The organism is Streptomyces fulvoviolaceus (genome assembly GCF_000718165.1).
Lineage (GTDB): Bacteria > Actinomycetota > Actinomycetes > Streptomycetales > Streptomycetaceae > Streptomyces > Streptomyces fulvoviolaceus.
This window is the reverse complement of the sequence record NZ_JOEY01000028.1, coordinates 202,362-224,509: the sequence shown is the minus strand read 5'-3', so window position 1 is coordinate 224,509 and position 22,148 is coordinate 202,362. Positions and strand designations below refer to the sequence as shown.

The following is a 22,148-nucleotide window of genomic DNA, read 5'->3' as shown; positions in this document are numbered from 1 at the left end:
CGCAGTGACGACCGTGACCGCGGTCCCCGTCGGGACGGAGACCGTCCCCCCTACCGCCGCGACGACCGCGATGACCGTGGCGGATTCCGGCGCGACGACAACCGGGGCGACCGCCGTGATGACAGGCGCGACGACCGTCGGGGTGACGACCGCGGTGGGTTCCGGCGTGACGACAACCGGGGCGAGCGCGGTGGATTCCGTGGCAGGGACGACCGCGGTGGACCCCGTCGTGACGACCGCGGTGGGCGTCCCGGAGGCTTCCGTGGACGTGACGGTGGCAGGGACGGCGGTCGCGACGACCGCCGTGGCGGTGGGCGTTTCCGCGATGAGCGGGAGCGGGACCGTGAGCCGATCAAGCGGCTGCCGATCGCCGAGGACGTCACGGGCGAGGAGATCGACAAGGACGTACGGCAGGAGCTGCAGAGCCTGCCGAAGACGCTCGCGGAGGACGTCGCCAAGAACCTGGTGATGGTGGCCCGGCTCATCGACGAGGACCCCGAGGGCGCGTATGCCTATGCCAAGATCGCTCTGCGGCTGGCGTCGCGTGTGGCCGCCGTACGGGAGGCCGCGGGGTTCGCGGCGTATGCGAACCAGAAGTACAGCGAGGCGCTCGCCGAGTTCCGGGCCGCGCGGCGGATGACCGGCGGTGTGGAGCTGTGGCCGGTCATGGCCGACTGCGAGCGTGGGCTCGGGCGGCCGGAGAAGGCGCTGGACATGGCCGGGGCACCCGAGGTGCACAAGCTCGACAAGGCCGGGCAGGTCGAGATGCGGCTTGTCGCCGCCGGCGCCCGGCGTGACATGGGGCAGCTGGACGCGGCCATCGTGACACTGCAGAGCCCCGAGTTGGCCTCCAGCTCCGTACAGCCGTGGACCGCGCGACTGCGGTACGCGTACGCCGACGCGCTGCTCGCGGCCGGTCGGGAGGACGAGGCGCGGGAGTGGTTCGCCAAGGCTGTGGAGTCCGACAAGGACGGCAGCACGGACGCGTCGGACCGGCTCGCCGAGCTCGACGGGGTCGAGTTCGTCGACGCCTTCAACGAGGGCGATGACGAAGCCGAGGGCGAGGCTGAGTCCGAGGACGACGGTGAGCCTCTTGAGGCCTCCGCGGCGAAGGACACCGAGGACGTCGAGGACGAGCACAAGGACTGAGAGCGGTGAGTGAAGGGGCGGGATCCCAGCCATGGGATCCCGCCCCTTCGTGCGTCACAGGTCCAGTGCGCGCAGGACCAGGCCAGAGGCCGGCTTCGGGCCGAACGACGTCGACTTGCGGGGCATCCTGACGCCCTGGCGGGCGAGGTCGCGGACGACTTCCTCGCGGACCGGGTGCAACAGGACGGCCGTACCGCCGTCGAGTTCCGCCTTGCGGACCGTGGCGGCCGTGTCGTGGATGTAGGCGATGCGGGCGGGGTCGTCCTCGGGGATGTGCCAGACCTGGTCGAGGAGGGTCGAGTGCAGGACCGTCGCGTCGAGTGTGCGCCAGGCGGCGGGGCGGTCCGTGGGGATCGTGCGGGACAGCAGGTCCTGGTCCGGGCGGTCGACGAGATGGAAGGTGCCGTCGCCGGCCAGCAGGAAGGCGTTGTCCGCGCAGGCCGCGTCCGCGAGGGACTCCAGGGCTTCCGGCAGGGGCACGTCCAGGTGCTGTATGCGGAACAGGCCGTCGAGGGGTGCCAGCGCCTGTGCCACGGGCAGGCCGTGCAGAAGGCGGTGGATGGCGCGGACGCGGAGGGGGTAGCGGGCCGTGTCGACGAGGAGGACGAGGCCGTAGTCCCAGGGGCTGGGGGAGGCGTGCTCCGCGCGTAGACGGCGGTACGTCGCCCAGCGGTGGTGGCCGTCGGCGATGAGGGCCTGGTGCTGGGCCAGGTCGGACTGGACGCGGGCCACGTCGGCCGCGTCGGTGATCGACCACAGGCGGTGGCTGAAGCCGTCCTCGGTGGTCGTCGAGAGCAGCGGGGGCTGTTCGGCGGCGCGCTCCACGGCTTGGGAGGCGGCGGCCGCGGAGCCGTTTCCGCGGTAGGTCAGGAGCAGGGGTTCCAGGTTCGCGGAGGTGGCGCGCATGAGGGCCGCGCGGTCGGCGACGACGTGCGGCATGACGTCCTCGTGGGGCAGGACCACGCCCTCCGCCGGGTCCGACAGGCGCAGGGTGCCGATGATCCCGCGCTGGAGCAGGCCGTCGCCGTCGCGCTGTTCATAGACGTACAGGCCGGGTTCGGCGTCGGCGGCGAGGACTCCCTCGGACAGCCAGCGGCGCAGGGTGCGGGCCGCCTGTTCGTTGCGTTCGGCGGGGGTGGTGGCCTGGGGGAGGATCAGCCGGACGATGTTGTGCGGGTCGGCGTCCTGGAGGTGGTGCAGGCCGTCGGGGCGTACGACGACGTCGTACGGTGGGGACGTCACGGCGGCGAGGCTGCCGACCCGGTCGGGGTCGTAGCGAAGGCCACGGAACGGGGTGAGTTCCAGGCCTCGGCGCGCCGTTGCTTCCGAGTGACCTGCTGTGTTCATCCCGGCATCGTACGTGTGTCAGTGGCATGGGGGATGATCGGGGAAAGCCGTCGAACGAGGAGCGATGCGGAATGAGCCAGGGCGTCAGGACGAGGCCCGAGGGCAGTGGGCAGGCCCTGAGTGCGGCGTATGACACGGCGCTGCTCGACCTGGACGGGGTGGTGTACGCGGGCGGGAACGCGATCGCGTACGCGGTCGAGTCGCTTGCCACCGCGCGCGGGGGCGGGATGCATCTCGCGTACGTCACCAACAACGCGCTGCGGACGCCTGACACCGTGGCCGGCCACCTCACCGAGCTGGGCATACCGACGGAGGCGTCGGACGTGATCACCTCGGCCCAGGCCGTCGCCCGGCTGATCTCCGAGCAGGTGCCCGCCGGGGCCCGAGTGCTGGTGATCGGTGGGGAGGGGCTGCGGGTGGCGCTGCGCGAGCGGGGGCTCACGCCCGTCGAGTCGGCGGAGGACGATCCGGCTGCGGTGGTGCAGGGGTTCGGCGGGCCCGACCTGCCGTGGGGGCGGTTCGCGGAGGCTTCGTACGCCATCGCGCGCGGGGTGCCGTGGTTCGCGTCCAACACCGACCTGACGATTCCGAGCGGGCGTGGGATCGCGCCGGGCAACGGTGCGGCGGTGGAAGTCGTCCGTATCGCGACCGGTGCGGAGCCGCAGGTCGCGGGCAAGCCGCTGCCCCCCATGCACCGGGAGACGATCCTGCGGACCGGCGCCGAGCGGCCGTTGGTCGTCGGGGACCGGCTGGACACGGACATCGAGGGCGCGTTCAACGGCGAGGTGGACTCGCTGCTCGTCCTGACCGGCGTGACCGACGGCGCCCAGCTGCTCGCCGCGCCGCCGCAGCACCGGCCGACGTACGTCGACGCCGATCTGCGGGGCATGCTCACCGGGCAGCCGGAGGTCACCGAGGCGGGAGACGGGTTCCGGTGCGGTGGCTGGACGGCTACGGCCGGTGCCGAGAGGCTGGAACTCGACGGTGATGGTGAGGCTCTCGACGGATTGCGGGCTCTGTGCGCGGCGGCCTGGACGGCGGCCGGCGAGGGTGTGTGCGAGCTGGATGCGGGGAAGGCGCTGGCCAGGCTCGGGTTGTGAGCCGTGTGGGGCGGGGTCTCGTCCCAGGGGAGCCGCGTCCGTTCGCACCTCGGGATCGTGGCCGAATAGGAGGGTAGGCTAACCTAACTGCGTGTTGGTCGACAGTCCTCCCGAACAGCGCGCGGAGACCGCCCCCGCGCCCCCAACCCGCCGGGCGATACGAGTCCTTGGGCTTCTCGTCTCCGTGGTGCTCCTGTTGCTCGTCGTGGTGGCGAGCATCGCGATCGGCGCCAAGGGGCTGTCCATGGAACAGGTCTGGCATGGCCTGTTCGAGGATTCGGGGACGTACGGCGACGTCGTGGTCGCCGACCGGGTGTCGCGGACCGTGCTCGGGCTGCTCGCCGGTGCCGCGCTCGGACTGTCCGGGGCGGTGCTGCAGGCCCTCACCCGTAATCCGCTGGCCGATCCCGGGCTGCTCGGCATCAACGCGGGCGCGTCCGCCGCCGTCGTCACCGCCATCACGTTCTTCGGGGTCACGAGCCTCAACGGCTATGTGTGGTTCGCCTTCGTCGGCGCGGCCGCGGTCGGTGCGCTGGTCTGGTTCCTGGGCGGCAGCCGGGGGGCGACGCCGGTGCGGCTCGCGCTGGCCGGCACCGCGATCAGCGCCGCGCTCTACGGCTACCTCCAGGCCGTGATGATCACGGACGACGCGGCGCTCAACAAGATGCGCTTCTGGACCGTGGGTTCGCTGGCCTCGGCGGACAACTCGACCATCATGCAGGTGCTGCCGTTCCTGGCGGTCGGCACGCTCCTCGCCCTCGCGCTCGCCCGGCCGCTCAACGCGGTGGAGATGGGCGACGACACCGCCAAGGCGCTCGGCGCCAATCTGAACCGCACCCGGGCGCTGGCCATGCTCGCCGCGACCGTGCTGAGCGGGGCCGCGACCGCCGCGTGCGGGCCGATCGTGTTCGTCGGGCTGATGGTGCCGCACATCGTGCGCTCCTTCACCGGGCCCGACCTGCGCTGGATCCTGCCGTACGCGACGATCCTGTCGCCCGTGCTGCTGCTCGCCTCCGACGTCATCGGCCGTGTCGTCGCCCGGCCCGCGGAGCTGCAGGTCGGCATCGTCACGGCGCTCATCGGAGGGCCGGTCTTCATCATTCTCGTACGACGGCGGAGGACGGCACAGCTGTGAAGACCAACCGTGCCATCAGGACCCTCGGCGGGCTCTCCGTCCGGCTGGACGTCCGTGCCGCCACCGTCGTCGCCCTGCTGCTGGCCGCCGCGCTCGCCGCGAGTGTCGTGCTGATCGGCACCGGCGACTTCCCGATCCCGGCCGGCGACGTGCTCAAGACCCTCATGGGCAACGGCAACGCGGGTCAGGAGTTCATCGTCAACGAGCTGCGGCTGCCGCGGGTCTGCGTCGCGCTCCTGGTCGGCGCCGCGCTCGGGCTCAGCGGTGCCCTGTTCCAGGCCATCTCCCGCAATCCGCTGGGCAGTCCGGATGTCCTCGGGCTCGGGCAGGGGGCGACGGCCGGGGCGCTCACGATGATCGTGCTGTTCTCCGGGAGCTCGGCCCAGATCACCGTGGGCGCGCTGGTGGGCGGCCTGGCGACCGGGCTCGCCATCTACCTGCTCGCCTGGAAGCAGGGCGTGCACGGCTATCGACTGGTCCTGGTCGGTATCGGCGTCTCCGCGGTCGTCACGGCGGGCAACGGCTATCTGCTGACCAGGTCCACCCTCACCGAAGCGACCCAGGCCGTCGTCTGGATGACCGGCTCGCTCAGCGGCCGTGACTGGGCGCAGGTCTGGCCGCTGCTGTGGCTGTGCGCCGTGCTCGTACCGCTCGTCCTCGCCAACGGTCGCGGGCTGCGGATGATGGAGATGGGCGACGACGTCTCCAACGCCCTCGGGGTGCGCGTCGAGCGGGTGCGGATGCTGCTGCTCGTGGCCGCCGTCCTGCTCACCGCGACCGCCACAGCGGCCGCCGGCCCCATCAGCTTCGTGGCGCTCACCGCGCCGCAGTTGGCCCGTCGGCTGACCCGCTCGCCCGGGCCCAACCTGCTGCCGTCCCTGGTCATGGGCGCCGCCCTCATGGTCGTCGCCGACTGGATCTCGCAGAAGGTCTTCGGGGCGGACCAGCTGCCCGTGGGCGTGGTCACCGGCGTCCTCGGCGGCGTCTATCTGCTGTGGCTGCTGGTCACCGAGCGCAAGGCGGGCCGGATATGAGGGCCTCCACGAAGCCGGACATGAGCGCCTCCACGAAGCCGGACATGAGCGGCTCAGCGAACAAGAACACCCGAAGGAGCACCGTGAACCGCCTGTCCGCCGACAACGTCACCCTCGCCTACGACCAGCGAGTCATCGCCGAGCAGTTGTCGGTGGAGATACCCGACAACTCCTTCACGGTGATCGTCGGCCCCAACGCGTGCGGCAAGTCCACGCTCCTGCGGGCCCTGTCACGGATGCTCAAGCCCACTCAGGGTCAGGTGCTGCTCGACGGGAAGGTCATCCAGTCGATGGCCCCGAAGAAGGTCGCGCGGACCCTGGGGCTGCTGCCGCAGTCCTCGATCGCGCCCGACGGCATCACCGTCGGCGACCTGGTCGGCCGCGGCCGCTACCCGCACCAGGGCATCCTGCGCCAGTGGTCCACCGAGGACGAGCGGGTCGTACAGGAGTCGATGACCCAGACCGGTGTGGCCGAGCTCGCCGAGCGGTACGTCGACGAGCTGTCCGGCGGTCAGCGGCAGCGGGTGTGGATCGCGATGGCGCTCGCCCAGCAGACGCCGCTGCTGCTGCTCGACGAGCCGACGACCTACCTCGACATCCAGCACCAGATCGACGTCCTCGACCTGTGCGCGGAGTTGCACGAGGAGCAGGGGCGCACGCTCGTCGCCGTGCTGCACGACCTCAACCACGCCGCCCGGTACGCCACGCATCTGATCGCCCTGAAGGAGGGGAAGATCATCGCCGAGGGCGCGCCGAGCGACATCGTCACGGCCGAGCTGGTCGAGGAGGTCTTCGGGCTGCGCTGCCAGGTCATCGACGACCCGGAGACGGGGACACCGCTGGTGGTGCCGGCGGCGCGGAAGGCGCGTACGGAAGCGAAGGTCGCCGCTACAGAAGCTTCCTGAGACTGAGCAGGTCGCGCAGGCCCGCCTCGAGCTTCACCCGGCCCGAGCCCCAGGCCTTCGCGAAGTTCAGCTCGCCGTTGACCAGCGCGACCAGGTCGTCGCCGGCCATGGTCAGTCTGATCTGGGCCTTCTCCCGTGGCGGGCCCTGCAGCGTGTCCTGCACCACGATTCGGCCGCCTGTCATGCGGCCGACGAACGTGATGTCCAGGTCGGTGATCCGGCAGCTCACCGAACGGTCCATGGCCGCAGCGGTGCGGACGTCCCCATCGGCGGTCTGCATGTTGTCCGAGAGCTTTTCGAGTGCGGCGCGGCACTCCTCGATCGTGGCCATCGAGATCGACGGTACCCCAGGGCTTCGGGGTAGCGTCTGGGCATGAGCGACTCTGCGCCCGAGGCCGTACCGGAGCAGGAGCCCGAGGTCGAACCCGAGTACGACCCCGCCGGCCCCGCCCCGCTGAACGTGCCCCGCACCCCCACCGGCCACGCCGAGGTGGACGCCCAGCTGGAGCGGCTGGGTGACGCCGACCACCTCGCCACGGACGGACACGTCGAGGTGTACGAGGATGTACACCGGGGGCTGCGCGACGCGCTCACCGCGCTCGACGCCCGCCCGGGACCTCCGGCGCCCTCACCGTCGTACGGACATAGGAGCTGAACCGAACGTGGCAGGAGTCGCACGCCGCCGTCTGGACGCGGAGCTGGTCCGCCGGAAGCTCGCGCGCTCGCGCGAGCACGCCGGCCAGCTGATCGCGGCAGGGCGGGTCTCCGTCGGCAAGACCGTCGCGACCAAGTCCGCCACGCAGGTGGAGACCGCGGCCGCGATCGTGGTCGCGGACGACGGCAACGATCCCGACTACGTCTCGCGCGGTGGGCACAAGCTTGCGGGTGCGCTGCAGGCGTTCGTGCCGCAGGGGCTCGCCGTCGAGGGACGGCGGGCGCTCGACGCCGGTGCGTCCACCGGGGGTTTCACGGATGTGCTGCTGCGGGCGGGGGCCGCTCATGTCGTCGCCGTGGACGTCGGATACGGACAACTCGCGTGGTCTCTCCAGAGCGATGAACGCGTCACCGTCAAGGACCGTACGAACGTACGCGAGTTGACGCTCGAAGCGATCGATGGGGAGCCAGTGGATCTTGTCGTGGGGGATCTGTCCTTCATCCCGCTCGGCCTGGTACTGCCCGCCCTGGTGCGGTGCACGAAGCCGGATGCCGATCTGGTGATGATGGTGAAGCCGCAGTTCGAGGTGGGTAAGGAACGGCTGGGCAGTGGGGGAGTCGTACGGAGTCCGCAGCTGCGGGCGGAGGCCGTGCGGGGTGTGGCGATAAAGGCGGGGGAACTCGGGCTCGGGGTGAAGGGCGTCACGGCCAGTCCGTTGCCCGGGCCCTCGGGCAATGTCGAGTACTTTCTGTGGCTGCGAGCCGGGGCGCCTGCTCTGGACCCGGCCGACGTTGACCGTGCAGTGGCGGAGGGGCCGCGTTGACACAGAACCGAGCTCGTACTGTTTTCCTGCTCGCCCACACCGGGCGGCCCGCGGCCATTCGGAGCGCGGAACTGGTGGTCAAGGGGCTGCTGCGCGAGGGCATCGGCGTGCGCGTCCTGGAGTACGAGGCCGCCGACCTGCCGCTGCCGGACGAGGTGGAGCTGGTCAAGGAGGCGACCCCGCAGTGCCTCGACGGGTGCGAGCTGCTGATCGTGCTCGGCGGTGACGGGACGCTGCTGCGTGGCGCCGAGTTCGCCCGTGCGTCCGGCGTGCCGATGCTCGGCGTCAACCTCGGGCGCGTCGGGTTCCTCGCCGAGGCCGAGCGGGATGATCTCGACAGGGTCGTCGACCGGGTGGTGACGAAGTCGTACGAGGTCGAGGAGCGGATGACCGTCGATGTCGTCGTTCACCAGAACGGGAACATCGTGCACACGGACTGGGCGCTGAACGAGGCCGCCGTGCAGAAGGCCGGAGCGGAGAAGCTGCTCGAGGTCGTTCTGGAGATCGACGGGCGGCCGGTTACGGGGTTCGGGTGTGACGGCATTGTGTTGTCGACGCCGACCGGGTCCACCGCGTATGCGTTCTCCGCGGGTGGGCCGGTGGTGTGGCCTGAGGTCGAGGCGCTGTTGATGGTGCCGATCTCGGCGCATGCGCTGTTTGCGAAGCCCTTGGTGACCTCGCCGGATTCTGTGCTTGCGGTGGAGGTTCTGCCTCATATTCCGCCGGGTGTGCTGTGGTGTGACGGGCGGCGGACTGTGGAGTTGCCGCCGGGGGCTCGGGTGGAGGTTCGGCGGGGGGCCGTGCCGGTGCGGTTGGCTCGGCTGCACCATGCGTCGTTCACCGACCGGCTGGTGGCGAAGTTCGCGTTGCCGGTTTCCGGGTGGCGGGGGGCGCCTCACTAGCGCTTCCAGAGGGGGCGCGATGTTGTTTGCGCGGCTGCGGGTCCGATGTGGCTTGTCGCGCCCACGCGGCGGAGCCGCAAATCGATACAGCCCCGCGCCCCTAGGTATCTCCACTCGCCAGGGTGACAGGGTGCCTCGCGCTTCTCCCGCCCTACCTCGTAAGGTCTTCACCGTGCTGGAAGAGATGCGGATACGGTCGCTCGGAGTCATCGACGACGCTGTCGTCGAGCTGTCGCCGGGATTCACCGCTGTCACCGGTGAGACGGGTGCGGGCAAGACCATGGTCGTCACCAGCCTCGGGCTGTTGCTCGGGGGGCGGGCCGACCCGGCGCTGGTGCGGATCGGGGCCGAGAAGGCGGTCGTGGAGGGGCGGATCAGTGTGTCCGCCGGTGCCTCGGCCGTCGTGCGGGCCGAAGAGGCCGGAGCGGAGCTCGACGACGGGGCGCTGCTGATCAGCCGTACCGTTTCCGCCGAAGGGCGGTCGCGGGCGCACCTGGGCGGGCGCAGCGTGCCCGTGGGGCTGCTCGCCGAGCTCGCCGACGACCTCGTGGCCGTGCACGGGCAGACCGATCAGCAGGGGCTGCTCAAGCTGACCCGGCAGCGGCAGGCGCTCGACCGGTACGCGGGCGACGCCGTCACCGTGCCGCTCGCCAAGTACACGGAGGCCTACCGGCGGCTGCGCGCGGTCTCCGTCGAGCTCGACGAGATCACCACGCGCGCGCGTGAACGGGCCCAGGAAGCCGACATGTTGCGGTACGGGCTCGACGAGATCGCGGGCGTCGAGCCGCGCGCCGGTGAGGATGTCGAGCTGGCGGAGGAGGCGGAGCGGCTCGGACACGCCGAGGCCCTGTCGTCCGCCGCCACGGCCGGTCACGCCGCCCTCGCCGGTAATCCCGAGGACCCCGAGGGCATCGACGCCACCACGCTCGTCGCGGGCGCGCAGCGGGCCCTGGACGCCGTACGGTCGCACGACCCGGCGCTGGCCGCCCTCGCCGACCGGATCGGGGAGATCGGGATCCTGCTGGGCGATGTGGCGGGCGAACTCGCCGGGTACGCCGACGATCTGGACGCCGATCCGCTGCGGCTGGCGGCTGTCGAGGAACGGCGGGCCGCGCTGACCGCGCTGACGCGGAAGTACGGCGAGGACGTCGCCACGGTGCTGGCGTGGGCCGAGCAGAGTGCCGCGCGCCTGACCGAACTGGACGGCGACGACGAGCGGATCGACGAGCTGACCGCCGAACGGGACGCGCTCAGGGCCGAACTGGGCGGGCTCGCACAGGCGTTGACCGACGCCCGGATGGAGGCCGCCGAGCGGTTCGCCGCCGCCGTGACCGCCGAGCTGGCCTCGCTGGCCATGCCGCACGCGCGCGTGTCCTTCGACATCAGGCAGACCGAGGACCCGGAGGGCGTGGAGGTCGGCGGGCGTGCGGTCGCCTACGGGCCGTCCGGTGTCGACGAGGTCGAGCTGCTGCTCGCTCCGCATCCGGGGGCCCCGGCCCGGCCGATCGCCAAGGGCGCGTCCGGCGGTGAGTTGTCGCGCGTGATGCTGGCCGTCGAGGTCGTGTTCGCGGGGACCGATCCGGTGCCGACCTACCTCTTCGACGAGGTCGACGCCGGTGTCGGCGGCAAGGCCGCTGTCGAGATCGGGCGGCGGCTGGCGCGGCTCGCGAAGACCGCGCAGGTCGTGGTCGTGACGCACCTGCCTCAGGTCGCCGCCTTCGCCGACCGGCAGTTGCTCGTCGAGAAGACGAACGACGGGTCGGTGACCCGGTCCGGCGTGAAGGTCCTGGAGGGGGAGGAGCGGGTCCGGGAACTGTCCCGGATGCTCGCCGGGCAGGAGGATTCGGAGACGGCCCGGGCCCATGCGGAGGAGCTCCTGGCCACGGCTCGAGCGGACGCGTAGGCGACGGAGTCGTAGGGTGGCCGGATGATCGACCGCGCTCCTCGGACCACCTCGCTCGGCCTCACCACCGCCCTCACCCGTGCCGCCACGGCCGTCCTGCGTGCCAAGGCGCCCGGTGGCCGGGATCGTTGGGAGCGGAAGAACTACGCCGGGCGGACCGTGGAGTTGTACGCGGGGCCCGCATCCGCTCTCGCGGTGGCGGTCGGGGCGGGGAGGGTCCGACCCGCCGCCGGGTTCGCGGTGCTCGCCGCGGGGGCCTGCGGGGCCTACGACGATGTCGCCGGGGACCATCGGCGAGGGTTCCGGGCGCATCTTTCCGCCCTGCGGGACGGCGAAGTCACCAGCGGGGCGGTCAAGTTGTTCGGGATCTCCGCGGCCGGGCTCGTCGCCGGGGCGCTGCTCAAGGAGCGGGTCGTCGACAAGGTGCTCGCGGGGGTGGTGATCGCCGGGGCCGCGCATTTCGTGAACCTTGTGGATGTCCGCCCGGGGCGGGCGGCCGGTCTCGTGGTCGCGCTCGGGGTGCCGGGCATGGTGCGCGGGGGGCCCGGGGGTGAGTTGGCCGCGGCGGCCGTGGGCGCGGCTGCTGCTGTCCTGCCGGACGATCTTGGTGAGCGGGCGATGCTGGGTGACTCGGGGGCGCATGCGTTGGGCGCTGCGCTGGGTGTGGCTGTCGCTGCGGCGAACGGGAGGGCGGGGCTCGTCGCGCATGCGGCTGCGGTTGTTGCTGCGGCTGTGTACGGGGACGAGGTGAGTCGTATTGCGTCTGCGGGCCGGTGGGGGCCGGCCGCGCCCACGCGGCGGAGCCGCATATAGACACAGCCCCGCGCCCCTTAGGCTGGACCACTCACCCATGTGAGTGACCTACCGCCGTTTGCTGCCAAGGCCTCCCGTTCCCGGTATTCACGGAACACCCGTACGTGCTGGCATCCTTGGGATACAACGCAACGCGTAGGAAGCGCGCGGTACACCCCTCCGCTCGATACCTTCTGTACGTTTCCTCGTGACCGCCCGACGCCGAACCAGGAGCCCCGGCCACGTGACCCCCGTGAGCAGCCACTCACCGCACGGCCAGTCGCCGCTGCGCACCGTGCAGGTGCTCGGCGGAGGCAACGCCGGCAGCAGCACGCACGTGCGCTCCCTGACCTCGGGGCTGGTCGCACGGGGCGTGCGGGTCACGGTGTGCGCCCCCACCGAGGCGGATCACACCTACGACTTCTCCGGGGCCGGTGCCGAACACGTACACGTGCCGCGCAGCAGCGACCCGACCTCCGTGGCCGTGCTGCGGGCGGCGTGCGCGGACGCCGACCTGGTGCACGCACATGGACTGCACGCCTCCTTCCGCGCCGTGCTCGCCCTCAGCGGCCGGCGCACCCCGCTCGTCGTCACCTGGCACGACCGGGCGTACGCCGAAGGGGCGCGCGCCCATCTGGTGCGCCTGCTCGAACGGCGGGTCGTGAAGGCCGCGTCCGTGGTTCTCGGCACCACCTCGGCCCTCGTGGACCGGGCGCGGAACACGGGCGCGCGGGACGCGCGGCTCGCCGCCGTGGCCTTGCCCGGGTCCCGCAGCACCGTCGAGAGGGAGGATCCCGACCGGCTGCGCCCCAAGGTCCGGGCCGAACTCGGCGCCACCGGACGCCCGTTGCTGATGGCCGTCGGCTCCCTCGACCGGCACCGGGGCTACGAGACGCTGCTGGACGCCACACGTGCGTGGCGCCGCCTCGATCCCGTGCCGCTGGTGGCGATCGCGGGGGAGGGGCCGTTGCGGACGGATCTGCAGCGCCGTATCGAGGACGAGGGGCTGCCCGTCAGGCTCATCGGGCGGCGCGACGACGTCACCGAGCTCCTCGCGGCCGCCGATCTCGCGCTCCTGCCGAGCAGTTGGGAGTCGCGGTCCGTCCTCGCCCAGGAGGCCTTCCACGCGCGCGTGCCGCTCGTCGCGACCGCGGTCGGCGGCATCCCCGAGCTCGTCGGCGACGCGGCCGAACTCGTCCCTTACGGCGATCCGGAGGCCCTCTCCGACGCCGTCGTACGGCTGCTCGGCGACCCGGAGCGCCGGGAGCTGCTCAGGGAGCGGGGTGTGCGGCAGGCGGCCACCTGGCCGACCGAGGACGAGACCGTCGCCCAAGTGCTCAGCGTCTACGACGAGTTGACCCAGCCCCGGCCGCTCTAGCCGCGGCACGGAGGCTACGGCACGAGAGCTACGGCACGAGCCGGCGTGCCCGCAGGGCGAGGCTCAACGCCAGTACCGTCTGCGGGTCGTCGAGGTCGGTGCCGAGCAACTCGCCGATGCGGGCGAGGCGGTTGTAGAGCGTCTGACGGTTGAGGTGGAGCTCGCGTGCCGTCTCCGCCTTGCGGCCCGCGTGCGCCAGGTAGGTCTCCAGGGTGGGCAGCAGCGGAGGCTTGGAGCGGTGGTCGTGTTCCCGGACGGGGCCGATCGCACGGTCCACGAAGGCCGCCAGGTCCGGGTGGTCGCGCAGCCGCCAGAGGAGGAGGTCGATGTCGAGGCGGCGGGCGTCGTACCAGGGGCGGTCGGACAGGCCCTGCGCCGCCGTCGCCGTCTCGGCCGCGTGCCGCAGGCCCGCCGAGGCCGCCGCCCAGCCTCCGGCCACGCCGACGACGACCACCGGCGGCTGCGCTCCCGGTCGCTGCATCCCGGCCCGCTCCACCCCGGCCCGCAGCGCCGCGGCGACCCGGTCCGCGACCGCCGACCGCTCCGACTCCGAGCGCAGGCCCAGGAGCAGAGGGACGCGGCCCTCGACCGGGCGTACGCCCAGCAGGACCGGCACCCCCACCGAGGCCAGCTCCTCCGCGACCGCGCGCGCCAGGACCGCCCAGCCGCCGCCGGGGGAGAGGGTGTCACCGAGCCGCATGACCACCGGCAGCAGCGGACTGGTGCCCGGCTTGAAGCCCAGCACGCGCGCCTGCGCGGGTGCGTCCTCCGCGGCGATACGGCCCTCGGCGAGGTCGGTGAGGAAGTCGCCGCGTCCGCGCGCTGCCAGCTCCTCCTCCTGGCGGGCCTGCATCAGGACGACGGCCAGGATGCCCGCGGCGCGCTCGGCGGCCATCCGGTGCACGGGGGCGAGCGGAGCGCGTACGGGGAGGAGGACCAGGCGGGCGCGGACCGACCCCGTCCCCGGGCCGCCGCCCGGCACGTCCACCAGGACCGAGCCCGACGGCGGCGTGTCCTTGTGCTGGCCGCGCAGCCCCTCCCAGACCTGGAGGGGGTCCGCGCCCTCGGGGCCGGACCCGGCGGCGTACAGGAGCTGGCCGTCCGTCGTCTCCAGGAAGACCGGGTTGCCGCTGAAGTCGGCAAGGATGCCGAGGACTTGGGGGATCCCGCCGCCGCCCAGCAGGGCCTCGGTACAGCGGCGGTGCACCTCCTCGGCCCGCTGGAGCAGTGCGTAGTGGCCGTTGACGATCTCGGTGTGGATCTCCTCCGTGACCGCCACGAACGGCACCTCGCGGTGCAGTTGGACGAGGGGCAGACCGGTCGAGCGGGCTGTGTCGACGAGGGCGGCGGGCAGGCGGGTGAAGCGCGGGCCGAGCTCGACGACGAGGGCCGCGATGCCGCGCTCGGCGAGCGTGCGGACGAACGCCCGCTGTTCGGCCGGACGGGTGCCCAGACCGTAGCCCGTGGTCAGCAGCAGCTCGCCGCCCTTGAGCAGCGAGGCGATGTTGGGTACCTCGCCGGCGTGCACCCAGCGCACGGTCCGGTGCAGCCGGTCCGCGCCCGCGAGGATCTCCGGGAGCCCGCTGCGCAGGCCGGGCAGCTCCAGCGCCCGCTGCACGGTGATGCCGGCGCCCTGGGTGCCGTATCCGCTGTCCATACCGTTGTCCAAGCCGCCGTCCATGAGCCGGACGCTACCCGCGCGCATGCCTCGGGGACATCTCCGGCCGGTCACGGAGACGATCACCGTCGTGGGTTGGGGTGGCCGGCGCGGGGTAGCGGCCGGGGCATGGACATGACTGTGGTTGCCGTGGCGCGGGAGGACGACAGTGCGGTCGAGGAGCCGGTGCGGGTGGCGGTGGCCGCCGACCGGCTCGGGTACCGCGAGGTGTGGGCGGGGGAGGGCCCGACGTGGGACTCCTTCGTGCTCGCCGCGGTGATCGGGCGGGCCACCGAGCGGGTCGCGCTGACGGCCGGGCCGGTGCCGGTGTCCGTGCGCGACCCGTACACGACGGCCCGGGGTGCCGCCTCGGTCGCGGCTCTCGTCGGCCGACCGGTCGGGGTGGCGCTGGGCACGTCCAGCAAGCGGGTGGTCGAGGGCGTGCACGACCGGCCCCGGGTGCGGCCCGCGGCCGTACTGGAGGAGAGCGCGGCGGCGGTCCGCGCGCTTCTGCACGGCACACCGGGCGAGCCGGTCGTGCCCGGCAGCACCTTCCGCCGTCGCCTCGCGCCGCCCGGGGGCCCGCTCACCGTGGCCGCGTTCGGCCCCCGCGCCATCGCCACGGCCGCCGCGCACGCCGACCGCATGCTGCTCGACGTCGTCTCCCCGGAGCAGGTGCGCGAACTGCGCGCCGAACTCGAGAAGGCGGCCGGGCGACTGGGCCGTACCCCGCCCACGCTCGCCGCCTGGCTGCCCGCGGCCGTCGACCCGGAGCCGGAGTCCCTCGCACAGGTGCTGGGCAGCATCGCCGGATACCTGACGGTACCGGGCTACAGCGACGTGTTCGCCGAGGCCGGATTCGGCGAGACGGTCGAGCTCGCCGCGGCCGGCGCCGACCGCGCCACCCTGGTGCGCGCGCTCCCGCCGGAGGCCGCGGCCACGGTCGGCCTGGTCGGCGACCTGGCCGCCGTACGCGCCCGGATGGACGCCTACGCCGAGGCCGGGCTCGACGAGATCGCCCTGGTCCCGGCGACGGCGGGTGACCCGGGCGGCGAGCGCACCCTCGAGGCCCTCAGGCCGGCCTGATGTTGTGGTTGAAGCGGAACACGTTGTCGGGGTCGTACTCCCGCTTCACCTCCGCGAGCCGCCGGGCGTTCTCGGCACCGACACCGGCCACCACACGGTCCGCGCCCTCGTCGCCGATGAAGTTGAGATAGACCGCGCCGGTGCTCCACGGCCGGACGTCGGCGCGGACGTCCCGGACCCACTGGACGCACCGCTCGTCGTCCGCCGGGTCCTCCCACAGCCCGAAGGGGTGCACGCCCCACGGCGCGTCCCGGTAGGGCACGGGGTACTCGTGCGGGCCGGTGCCGATCGCGCCGCCCTGCGGGAACAGCGCGTGCATGGTGCCGGTCGGCACCGGCAGGGACTCCCCGCGGGCGCAGAAGACGTCCACGCAGTCGTCGGGCAGGCCCGTCAGGTACTCCGCCGACCAGTAGTTCCGCATCCCCGGCGGATCGTCGATCATGCACTGCACATCGGCGTACGGCATCGCCCCGACGATCTCCGTCTCGTGCGGCAGCGCCAGCAGCGGCTCGGCCAGCTTGCGCATGTCCGCCTCGGAACCGGCGTACGTCAGCAGCGCACCGCACAGCAGGGTGCCGACCAGGTGCGGCGGGACGAACTCCTCGGGTGGGCCGGTGAGATAGATGACGGCGCCGCTCGCCTCGTCCGGGGCGGCCGTGATGAGGTCGCGGTAGGTGCGGGTGACCTCGCGGCCGAACTCCGGCAGGTAGAACACCATCGCGATGGAGAACTCGGGCAGTTCGTGCAGCTTCAGGGTGAGCGCGGTCGCGATGCCGAAGTTGCCGCCGCCACCGTGCAGGGCCCAGAACAGGTCCCGGTTCTCGTCGGCGCTCGCGTGGATCCGGGCGCCGTCGGCGGTCACCAGCTCCACGCCGAGCAGATTGTCGACGGCGAGTCCGCAGCACCGGTCCAGCCAGCCGGTGCCGCCGCCCAGGACGAAGCCGCCGACCCCGGTCGTCGAGGCCCGGCCGCCGGTGGTGGCGAGGCCGTGCGGCTGGCAGGCGCGGTCCAGGTCGCTCATCGTGGCGCCGCCCGCGACCCGTACCGCCTCGGCCGCGGGATGGACGGTGACCGCGCGCATGTGACGCAGGTCGACGACGAGCCCGCCGTCGTTCAGCGCCATGCCCGCCACGCTGTGCCCGCCGCCGCGCACCGCGATCGGCAGGTCCAGGTCACGGGCGAAGCGCACCGACCGGACGACGTCGTCCTCGCTCACGCACTGCGCGATCACCGCGGGCCGCCGGTCGATCATGGAGTTGAAGACGGTCCGGGCCTCGTCATAGCCCGTATCGGCCGGGGCGAACACGTCGCCGGCCAGATCCTCGCGCAGCGCGGCGAGAGCCGCGCCCGCCTTCGACGGGGAGGCCATGAGGCGCCCCCTTCCGTTCAGGGGCTGAGGCTTCCCAGCGTAGGCGGGCCCGGTTCAGCAGTCCTGTTCAGCCGCCGTACGCCCCCGACGCCGTCAGGCGCAGCGCCGTGTCGATGAGCGGAACGTGGCTGAAAGCCTGCGGGAAGTTGCCGACCTGACGCTGCAGGCGCGGGTCCCACTCCTCGGCGAGCAGACCGAGGTCGTTGCGCAGGGCCAGCAGCTTCTCGAACAGCTTGCGGGCCTCGTCGACGCGGCCGATCATCGCGAGGTCGTCCGCCATCCAGAACGAGCAGGCCAGGAAGGCACCCTCGTCGCCGGGCAGGCCGTCGACGCCCGCCTCCTCCCCGTCCGTCGGGTAGCGCAGGATGAAGCCGTCCGACGTGGACAGCTCGCGCTGGATCGCCTCGATCGTGCCGATCACGCGCTTGTCGTCCGGGGGCAGGAAGCCCATCTGCGGGATCAGCAGCAGCGAGGCGTCCAGCTCCTTGGAGCCGTACGACTGTGTGAAGGTATTGCGCTCCTTGTCGTAGCCCTTCTCGCACACGTCCCGGTGGATGTCGTCGCGCAGTTCGCGCCACTTCTCCAGCGGGCCGTCCGCGTCACCGGACTCGATGAGCTTGATGGTGCGGTCGACGGCGACCCAGGCCATCACCTTGGAGTGCACGAAGTGACGGCGCGGGCCGCGCACCTCCCAGATGCCCTCGTCCGGCTCGTCCCAGTGGTCCTCGAGGTAGCGGATGAGCTTCAGCTGGAGCAGGGACGCGTAGTCGTTCCGGGCCAGACCCGTCATGTGGGCCAGGTGCAGGGCCTCGGTGACCTCGCCGTACACGTCGAGCTGGAGCTGGTGCGCCGCGCCGTTGCCCACGCGCACCGGGCCGGAGTTCTCGTAGCCGGGCAGCCAGTCCAGCTCGGCCTCGCCCAGCTCGCGCTCGCCCGCGATGCCGTACATGATCTGCAGGTTCTCCGGGTCGCCGGCGACGGCCCGCAGGAGCCACTCGCGCCAGGCGCGGGCCTCCTCGCGGTAGCCGGTGCGCAGGAGCGAGGAGAGGGTGATCGCCGCGTCCCGCAGCCAGGTGTAGCGGTAGTCCCAGTTGCGGACACCGCCGATCTCCTCGGGCAGGGAGGTCGTGGGCGCGGCGACGATGCCGCCCGTCGGGGCGTACGTCAGCGCCTTGAGGGTGATCAGCGAGCGGATCACCGCCTCGCGGTAGGGGCCGTGGTACGTGCAGTGCTCGACCCAGTCCCGCCAGAAGTCCTCGGTCGCCTGCAGCGACTGCTCCGGCTCCGGCAGCGCGGGCGGCTGCTTGTGCGAGGGCTCCCAGGAGATGGTGAACGCGATCCGGTCACCTGGCGCGACCGTGAAGTCGGCATACGTCGTCAGGGACTTGCCGTAGGTCTCGGCCTCTGTGTCGAACCACACGGAGTCCGGGCCGGCGACGGCCACCGTGCGGCCCTCGTGCTTGTGCACCCACGGCACGACACGGCCGTAGGAGAAACGCATCCTGAGGGCCGAGCGCATCGGGACGCGGCCGGAGACGCCCTCCACGATGCGGATCAGCTGGGGGGCGCCGTCACGCGGGGGCATGAAGTCGATCACCCGGACCGTGCCGCGCGGGGTGTCCCACTCGGACTCCAGGATCAGCGAGTCGCCGCGGTAGCTGCGCCGGGCCGCGGTGGGCGGTTCGGCGTCGGCCGCGTGCGCGGGGCCGAGCCGCCAGAAGCCGTGTTCCTCGGTGCCCAGCAGCCCGGCGAAGATGGCATGCGAGTCGAAGCGGGGCAGGCACAGCCAGTCCACTGTGCCGTCCCGGCAGACCAGGGCGGCGGTCTGCATGTCTCCGATGAGTGCGTAGTCTTCGATGCGCCCGGCCACGTGCAACTCCAGTCGAACGGCCACGTCGCCCCCGGGGAAAACGGGGGCTGTCGCTAGTGCGGTCAAGGGGTCTTTGTCATGCGTCGTTGAGCGATGAAGCAAAACAGTCCTGCCGCTGTGAGGCAAAACGACATCTGTTGCTCAACGGACTGACGAGCTCTCTTTGTTCCGGTGGTTACGGGCGGGGGGTGATGCCGTGATTCCGGCCGGGCTCGGCAGCGAGTGTCCGAGCAGGATACGACGCACGTAGATGATCTGTGTGCCGCTCCGGGTAACGCGGCTGAGCTGAACGGGTGAGCAACGGGTGAGAAACGGGTGCACTCGTGCGGGTCCGTGTCGACGCGTGTGCAGAGCGTGGCCGGAAGCCATCTCGTCCAGGCGCTGATACCCTGGTAGCCCGTGGACCGGTGGGCACGAAACCCCCGAACCGCAGCGACGGCACCTCCGGAAATTCCGGCTCGGCAGCCGCACCGCACCCCAGACCGCGACCACGGGAGCCCCCTCTTGGCCATGCCGACCGCTGCTTTTCGAAACAGCAAAGCCACGACGACCAAGCACATCTTCGTCACCGGGGGTGTCGCCTCCTCGCTCGGCAAGGGCCTGACGGCATCCAGCCTCGGCATGCTGCTCAAGGCGCGGGGCCTGCGCGTCGTGATGCAGAAGCTCGACCCGTACCTCAACGTCGACCCGGGCACGATGAACCCCTTCCAGCACGGTGAGGTGTTCGTCACCAACGACGGCGCCGAGACCGACCTGGACATCGGCCACTACGAGCGTTTCCTCGACCGCGACCTGGACGGCTCGGCCAACGTCACCACCGGCCAGATCTACTCGACGGTGATCGCCAAGGAGCGGCGCGGCGAGTACCTCGGTGACACCGTGCAGGTCATCCCGCACATCACCAACGAGATCAAGCACCGCATCCGCCGTATGGCCACCGACGAGGTGGACGTCGTCATCACCGAGGTCGGCGGCACCGTCGGCGACATCGAGTCGCTGCCGTTCCTGGAGACGGTCCGTCAGGTCCGTCACGAGGTCGGCCGTGACAACGTCTTCGTCGTCCACATCTCGCTCCTGCCGTACATCGGACCGTCCGGTGAGCTGAAGACGAAGCCGACCCAGCACTCGGTTGCGGCCCTGCGCAACATCGGTATCCAGCCGGACGCGATCGTGCTGCGCTGCGACCGCGAGGTGCCGACCGCGATCAAGCGCAAGATCTCGCTGATGTGCGATGTCGACGAGTCCGCCGTGGTCGCCTGCCCCGACGCCAAGTCGATCTACGACATCCCCAAGACCGTGCACGGCGAGGGCCTCGACGCCTACGTCGTCCGCAAGCTGGACCTCCCCTTCCGCGATGTGGACTGGCGGACCTGGGACGACCTGCTCGACCGCGTCCACAACCCCGACCACGAGATCACCCTCGCCCTGGTCGGCAAGTACATCGACCTGCCCGACGCGTATCTCTCGGTCACCGAGGCCCTGCGGGCCGGCGGTTTCGCCAACAAGGCCCGCGTGAAGATCAAGTGGGTCACCTCGGACGACTGCAAGACCCCGGCCGGCGCCGCCCAGCAGCTCGGTGACGTCGACGGCATCTGCATCCCGGGCGGCTTCGGCGACCGCGGGGTGCTCGGCAAGGTCGGCGCGATCAAGTACGCCCGCGAGAACAAGATCCCGCTGCTCGGTCTGTGCCTGGGCCTGCAGTGCATCGTGATCGAGGCCGCGCGCAACCTGGCCGACATCCCCGACGCCAACTCCACCGAGTTCGACTCCGCCACCGGCCACCCGGTCATCTCCACCATGGCCGAGCAGCTCGACATCGTCGCCGGTGAGGGCGACATGGGCGGCACCATGCGCCTGGGCATGTACCCGGCCAAGCTGGCCGAGGGCTCGATCGTGCGTGAGGTGTACGACGGCAAGGAGTACGTCGAGGAGCGGCACCGTCACCGCTACGAGGTGAACAACACCTACCGCGCGGAGCTCGAGAAGAAGGCGGGCATCCTGTTCTCCGGCACCTCGCCGGACGGCAAGCTCGTCGAGTACGTCGAGTACGCGCGCGAGGTGCACCCGTACCTGGTCGCGACCCAGGCGCACCCCGAGCTGCGCTCGCGGCCGACGCGTCCGCACCCGCTGTTCGCCGGTCTCGTGAAGGCCTCGGTCGAGCGGAAGAATTCCAAGTAACACACCAGTTGTACGGTTGCCGGGGTGCGTACCTTCAAGGTCGCACCCCGGTTTTTTTCTTGTACGTGCGGAAGGACAGGGCATGACGATCAAGGACACCCCGGAGGAGTGGGAGATCCGGGCGACGGAGACCCCGTTCGTGGGGAACAAGACCTCCGTCCGCACGGACGACGTGGTCATGCCCGACGGCACCGTGGTCCGCCGCGACTACCAGGTCCACCCCGGCTCGGTCGCCGTCCTCGCCCTCGACGAGCAGGGCCGCGTCCTGCTCATCCGCCAGTACCGCCACCCCGTACGGCAGAAGCTGTGGGAGATCCCGGCCGGCCTGCTCGACATCCCCGGCGAGAATCCGCTGCACGCCGCCCAGCGCGAGCTCTACGAGGAGGCACACGTCAAGGCCGAGGACTGGCGGGTGCTGACCGACGTCTACACCACCGCGGGCGGCTGCGACGAGGCCGTACGGGTCTTCCTGGCCCGGGACCTGTCCGACGCCGAGGGCGAGCGTTTCGAGGCCGAGCACGAGGAGATCGACCTGGAGTACGCGCGCGTGCCCGTCGAGGAACTCGTACGGGGGGTGCTCGCGGGCGAGCTGCACAACAACTGCCTGGTCGTGGGCGTGCTTTCGCTCGTCGCCGCGCAGCAGGCGGACGGCCTGGACGCGCTGCGGCCGGCTGAGGCGCCGTGGCCGGCGCGACCCTTCGAGTCCTGAACCCACCCCACGTGCTTGCGGTCTGACGATCGGCTGATCCGATTGGGGGACGTGTCCGCCGCGCTCCGCCCGGAACGTAGCAGAGCGTGAACTAGGCTCTGGAAACGCCCGAACCGGAGTCCCGGCGGGCTTTGCGCGTGCGGTGGGACGGGAGTG

General features: G+C 71.7%; 19 protein-coding genes. 14 read left to right on the top strand and 5 right to left on the bottom strand.

What is annotated here, in order from left to right:
* Positions 1 to 360: 360 nt before the first annotated feature.
* Positions 361 to 1,149, top strand: coding sequence for a tetratricopeptide repeat protein (locus tag IG08_RS0129440; RefSeq protein ID WP_030608951.1), 789 nt, complete (start codon positions 361 to 363; stop codon positions 1,147 to 1,149).
* 54 nt (positions 1,150 to 1,203) lie between these two features.
* On the opposite strand, the gene IG08_RS0129435 is transcribed toward IG08_RS0129440, so the two are convergent.
* Complete coding sequence (locus IG08_RS0129435; protein WP_030608949.1) at positions 1,204 to 2,496, bottom strand: DUF1015 domain-containing protein; 1,293 nt, start codon at positions 2,494 to 2,496, stop codon at positions 1,204 to 1,206.
* A gap of 71 nt (positions 2,497 to 2,567) precedes the next feature.
* Between IG08_RS0129435 and IG08_RS0129430 the strand changes: the two genes are divergently transcribed.
* The 4 genes from IG08_RS0129430 (at position 2,568) to IG08_RS0129415 (ending at position 6,670) form a co-directional block, all read left to right on the top strand.
* The gene (locus tag IG08_RS0129430; protein ID WP_030608946.1) at positions 2,568 to 3,596 is read left to right on the top strand and encodes an HAD hydrolase-like protein; all 1,029 of its coding nucleotides are present in this window, start codon (positions 2,568 to 2,570) and stop codon (positions 3,594 to 3,596) included.
* Positions 3,597 to 3,687: 91 nt separating this feature from the next.
* Entirely contained in the window at positions 3,688 to 4,731 is a 1,044-nt protein-coding gene (locus tag IG08_RS0129425; protein WP_030608943.1) for a FecCD family ABC transporter permease, read from the top strand.
* The gene (locus tag IG08_RS0129420; RefSeq protein ID WP_030608940.1) at positions 4,728 to 5,765 is read left to right on the top strand and encodes a FecCD family ABC transporter permease; all 1,038 of its coding nucleotides are present in this window, start codon (positions 4,728 to 4,730) and stop codon (positions 5,763 to 5,765) included. The genes IG08_RS0129425 and IG08_RS0129420 overlap by 4 nt, the downstream gene beginning before the upstream one ends.
* Before the next feature lie 20 nt (positions 5,766 to 5,785).
* Positions 5,786 to 6,670 carry an ABC transporter ATP-binding protein gene (locus IG08_RS0129415; RefSeq protein ID WP_030608938.1) on the top strand — a complete coding sequence of 295 codons (885 nt, stop codon included), beginning with the start codon at positions 5,786 to 5,788 and terminating at the stop codon, positions 6,668 to 6,670.
* Here IG08_RS0129415 and IG08_RS0129410 read toward each other — a convergent pair.
* The gene (locus tag IG08_RS0129410) at positions 6,654 to 7,001 is read right to left on the bottom strand and encodes an SCP2 sterol-binding domain-containing protein (protein WP_030608934.1); all 348 of its coding nucleotides are present in this window, start codon (positions 6,999 to 7,001) and stop codon (positions 6,654 to 6,656) included. The genes IG08_RS0129415 and IG08_RS0129410 overlap by 17 nt on opposite strands.
* A 42-nt stretch (positions 7,002 to 7,043) precedes the next feature.
* Between IG08_RS0129410 and IG08_RS0129405 the strand changes: the two genes are divergently transcribed.
* From IG08_RS0129405 to IG08_RS0129380, 6 genes are all read left to right on the top strand, one after another.
* Complete coding sequence (locus IG08_RS0129405) at positions 7,044 to 7,325, top strand: hypothetical protein (RefSeq protein ID WP_030608931.1); 282 nt, start codon at positions 7,044 to 7,046, stop codon at positions 7,323 to 7,325.
* A gap of 7 nt (positions 7,326 to 7,332) precedes the next feature.
* On the top strand, positions 7,333 to 8,148 hold the full coding sequence (locus tag IG08_RS0129400; protein ID WP_030608929.1) for a TlyA family RNA methyltransferase: 816 nt from the start codon (positions 7,333 to 7,335) through the stop codon (positions 8,146 to 8,148).
* Entirely contained in the window at positions 8,145 to 9,050 is a 906-nt protein-coding gene (locus IG08_RS0129395) for an NAD kinase (RefSeq protein WP_030608926.1), read from the top strand. The genes IG08_RS0129400 and IG08_RS0129395 overlap by 4 nt, the downstream gene beginning before the upstream one ends.
* Before the next feature lie 184 nt (positions 9,051 to 9,234).
* On the top strand, positions 9,235 to 10,953 hold the full coding sequence (recN, locus tag IG08_RS0129390; protein WP_030608923.1) for a DNA repair protein RecN: 1,719 nt from the start codon (positions 9,235 to 9,237) through the stop codon (positions 10,951 to 10,953).
* A gap of 24 nt (positions 10,954 to 10,977) precedes the next feature.
* Positions 10,978 to 11,766 (top strand): hypothetical protein, encoded by a 789-nt coding sequence (locus tag IG08_RS0129385; protein ID WP_030608920.1) that lies wholly within the window; start codon positions 10,978 to 10,980, stop codon positions 11,764 to 11,766.
* 223 nt (positions 11,767 to 11,989) lie between these two features.
* Positions 11,990 to 13,123, top strand: coding sequence for a glycosyltransferase family 4 protein (locus tag IG08_RS0129380; RefSeq protein WP_030608916.1), 1,134 nt, complete (start codon positions 11,990 to 11,992; stop codon positions 13,121 to 13,123).
* 28 nt (positions 13,124 to 13,151) lie between these two features.
* Here IG08_RS0129380 and IG08_RS0129375 read toward each other — a convergent pair whose 3' ends face one another.
* Complete coding sequence (locus tag IG08_RS0129375; RefSeq protein ID WP_234343002.1) at positions 13,152 to 14,804, bottom strand: PucR family transcriptional regulator; 1,653 nt, start codon at positions 14,802 to 14,804, stop codon at positions 13,152 to 13,154.
* 105 nt (positions 14,805 to 14,909) lie between these two features.
* On the opposite strand from IG08_RS0129375, the gene IG08_RS0129370 reads away from it, so the two are divergent.
* Positions 14,910 to 15,866: an LLM class F420-dependent oxidoreductase gene (locus IG08_RS0129370; RefSeq protein ID WP_030608910.1), complete on the top strand. Its 957-nt coding sequence runs from the start codon at positions 14,910 to 14,912 to the stop codon at positions 15,864 to 15,866.
* Here IG08_RS0129370 and IG08_RS0129365 read toward each other — a convergent pair.
* A complete protein-coding gene (locus tag IG08_RS0129365) occupies positions 15,853 to 17,235 on the bottom strand; it encodes an FAD-binding oxidoreductase (protein ID WP_030608894.1) in 1,383 nt (460 codons plus the stop codon). The genes IG08_RS0129370 and IG08_RS0129365 overlap by 14 nt on opposite strands.
* A gap of 67 nt (positions 17,236 to 17,302) precedes the next feature.
* Positions 17,303 to 19,105, bottom strand: coding sequence for a glycoside hydrolase family 15 protein (locus IG08_RS0129360; protein ID WP_199820918.1), 1,803 nt, complete (start codon positions 19,103 to 19,105; stop codon positions 17,303 to 17,305).
* A 510-nt stretch (positions 19,106 to 19,615) separates the two neighbouring features.
* Between IG08_RS0129360 and IG08_RS0129355 the strand changes: the two genes are divergently transcribed.
* Entirely contained in the window at positions 19,616 to 21,283 is a 1,668-nt protein-coding gene (locus IG08_RS0129355) for a CTP synthase (RefSeq protein ID WP_030608889.1), read from the top strand.
* 82 nt (positions 21,284 to 21,365) lie between these two features.
* Positions 21,366 to 21,992, top strand: coding sequence for an NUDIX domain-containing protein (locus IG08_RS0129350; RefSeq protein WP_030608883.1), 627 nt, complete (start codon positions 21,366 to 21,368; stop codon positions 21,990 to 21,992).
* The last annotated feature ends 156 nt before the right edge of the window (positions 21,993 to 22,148 follow it).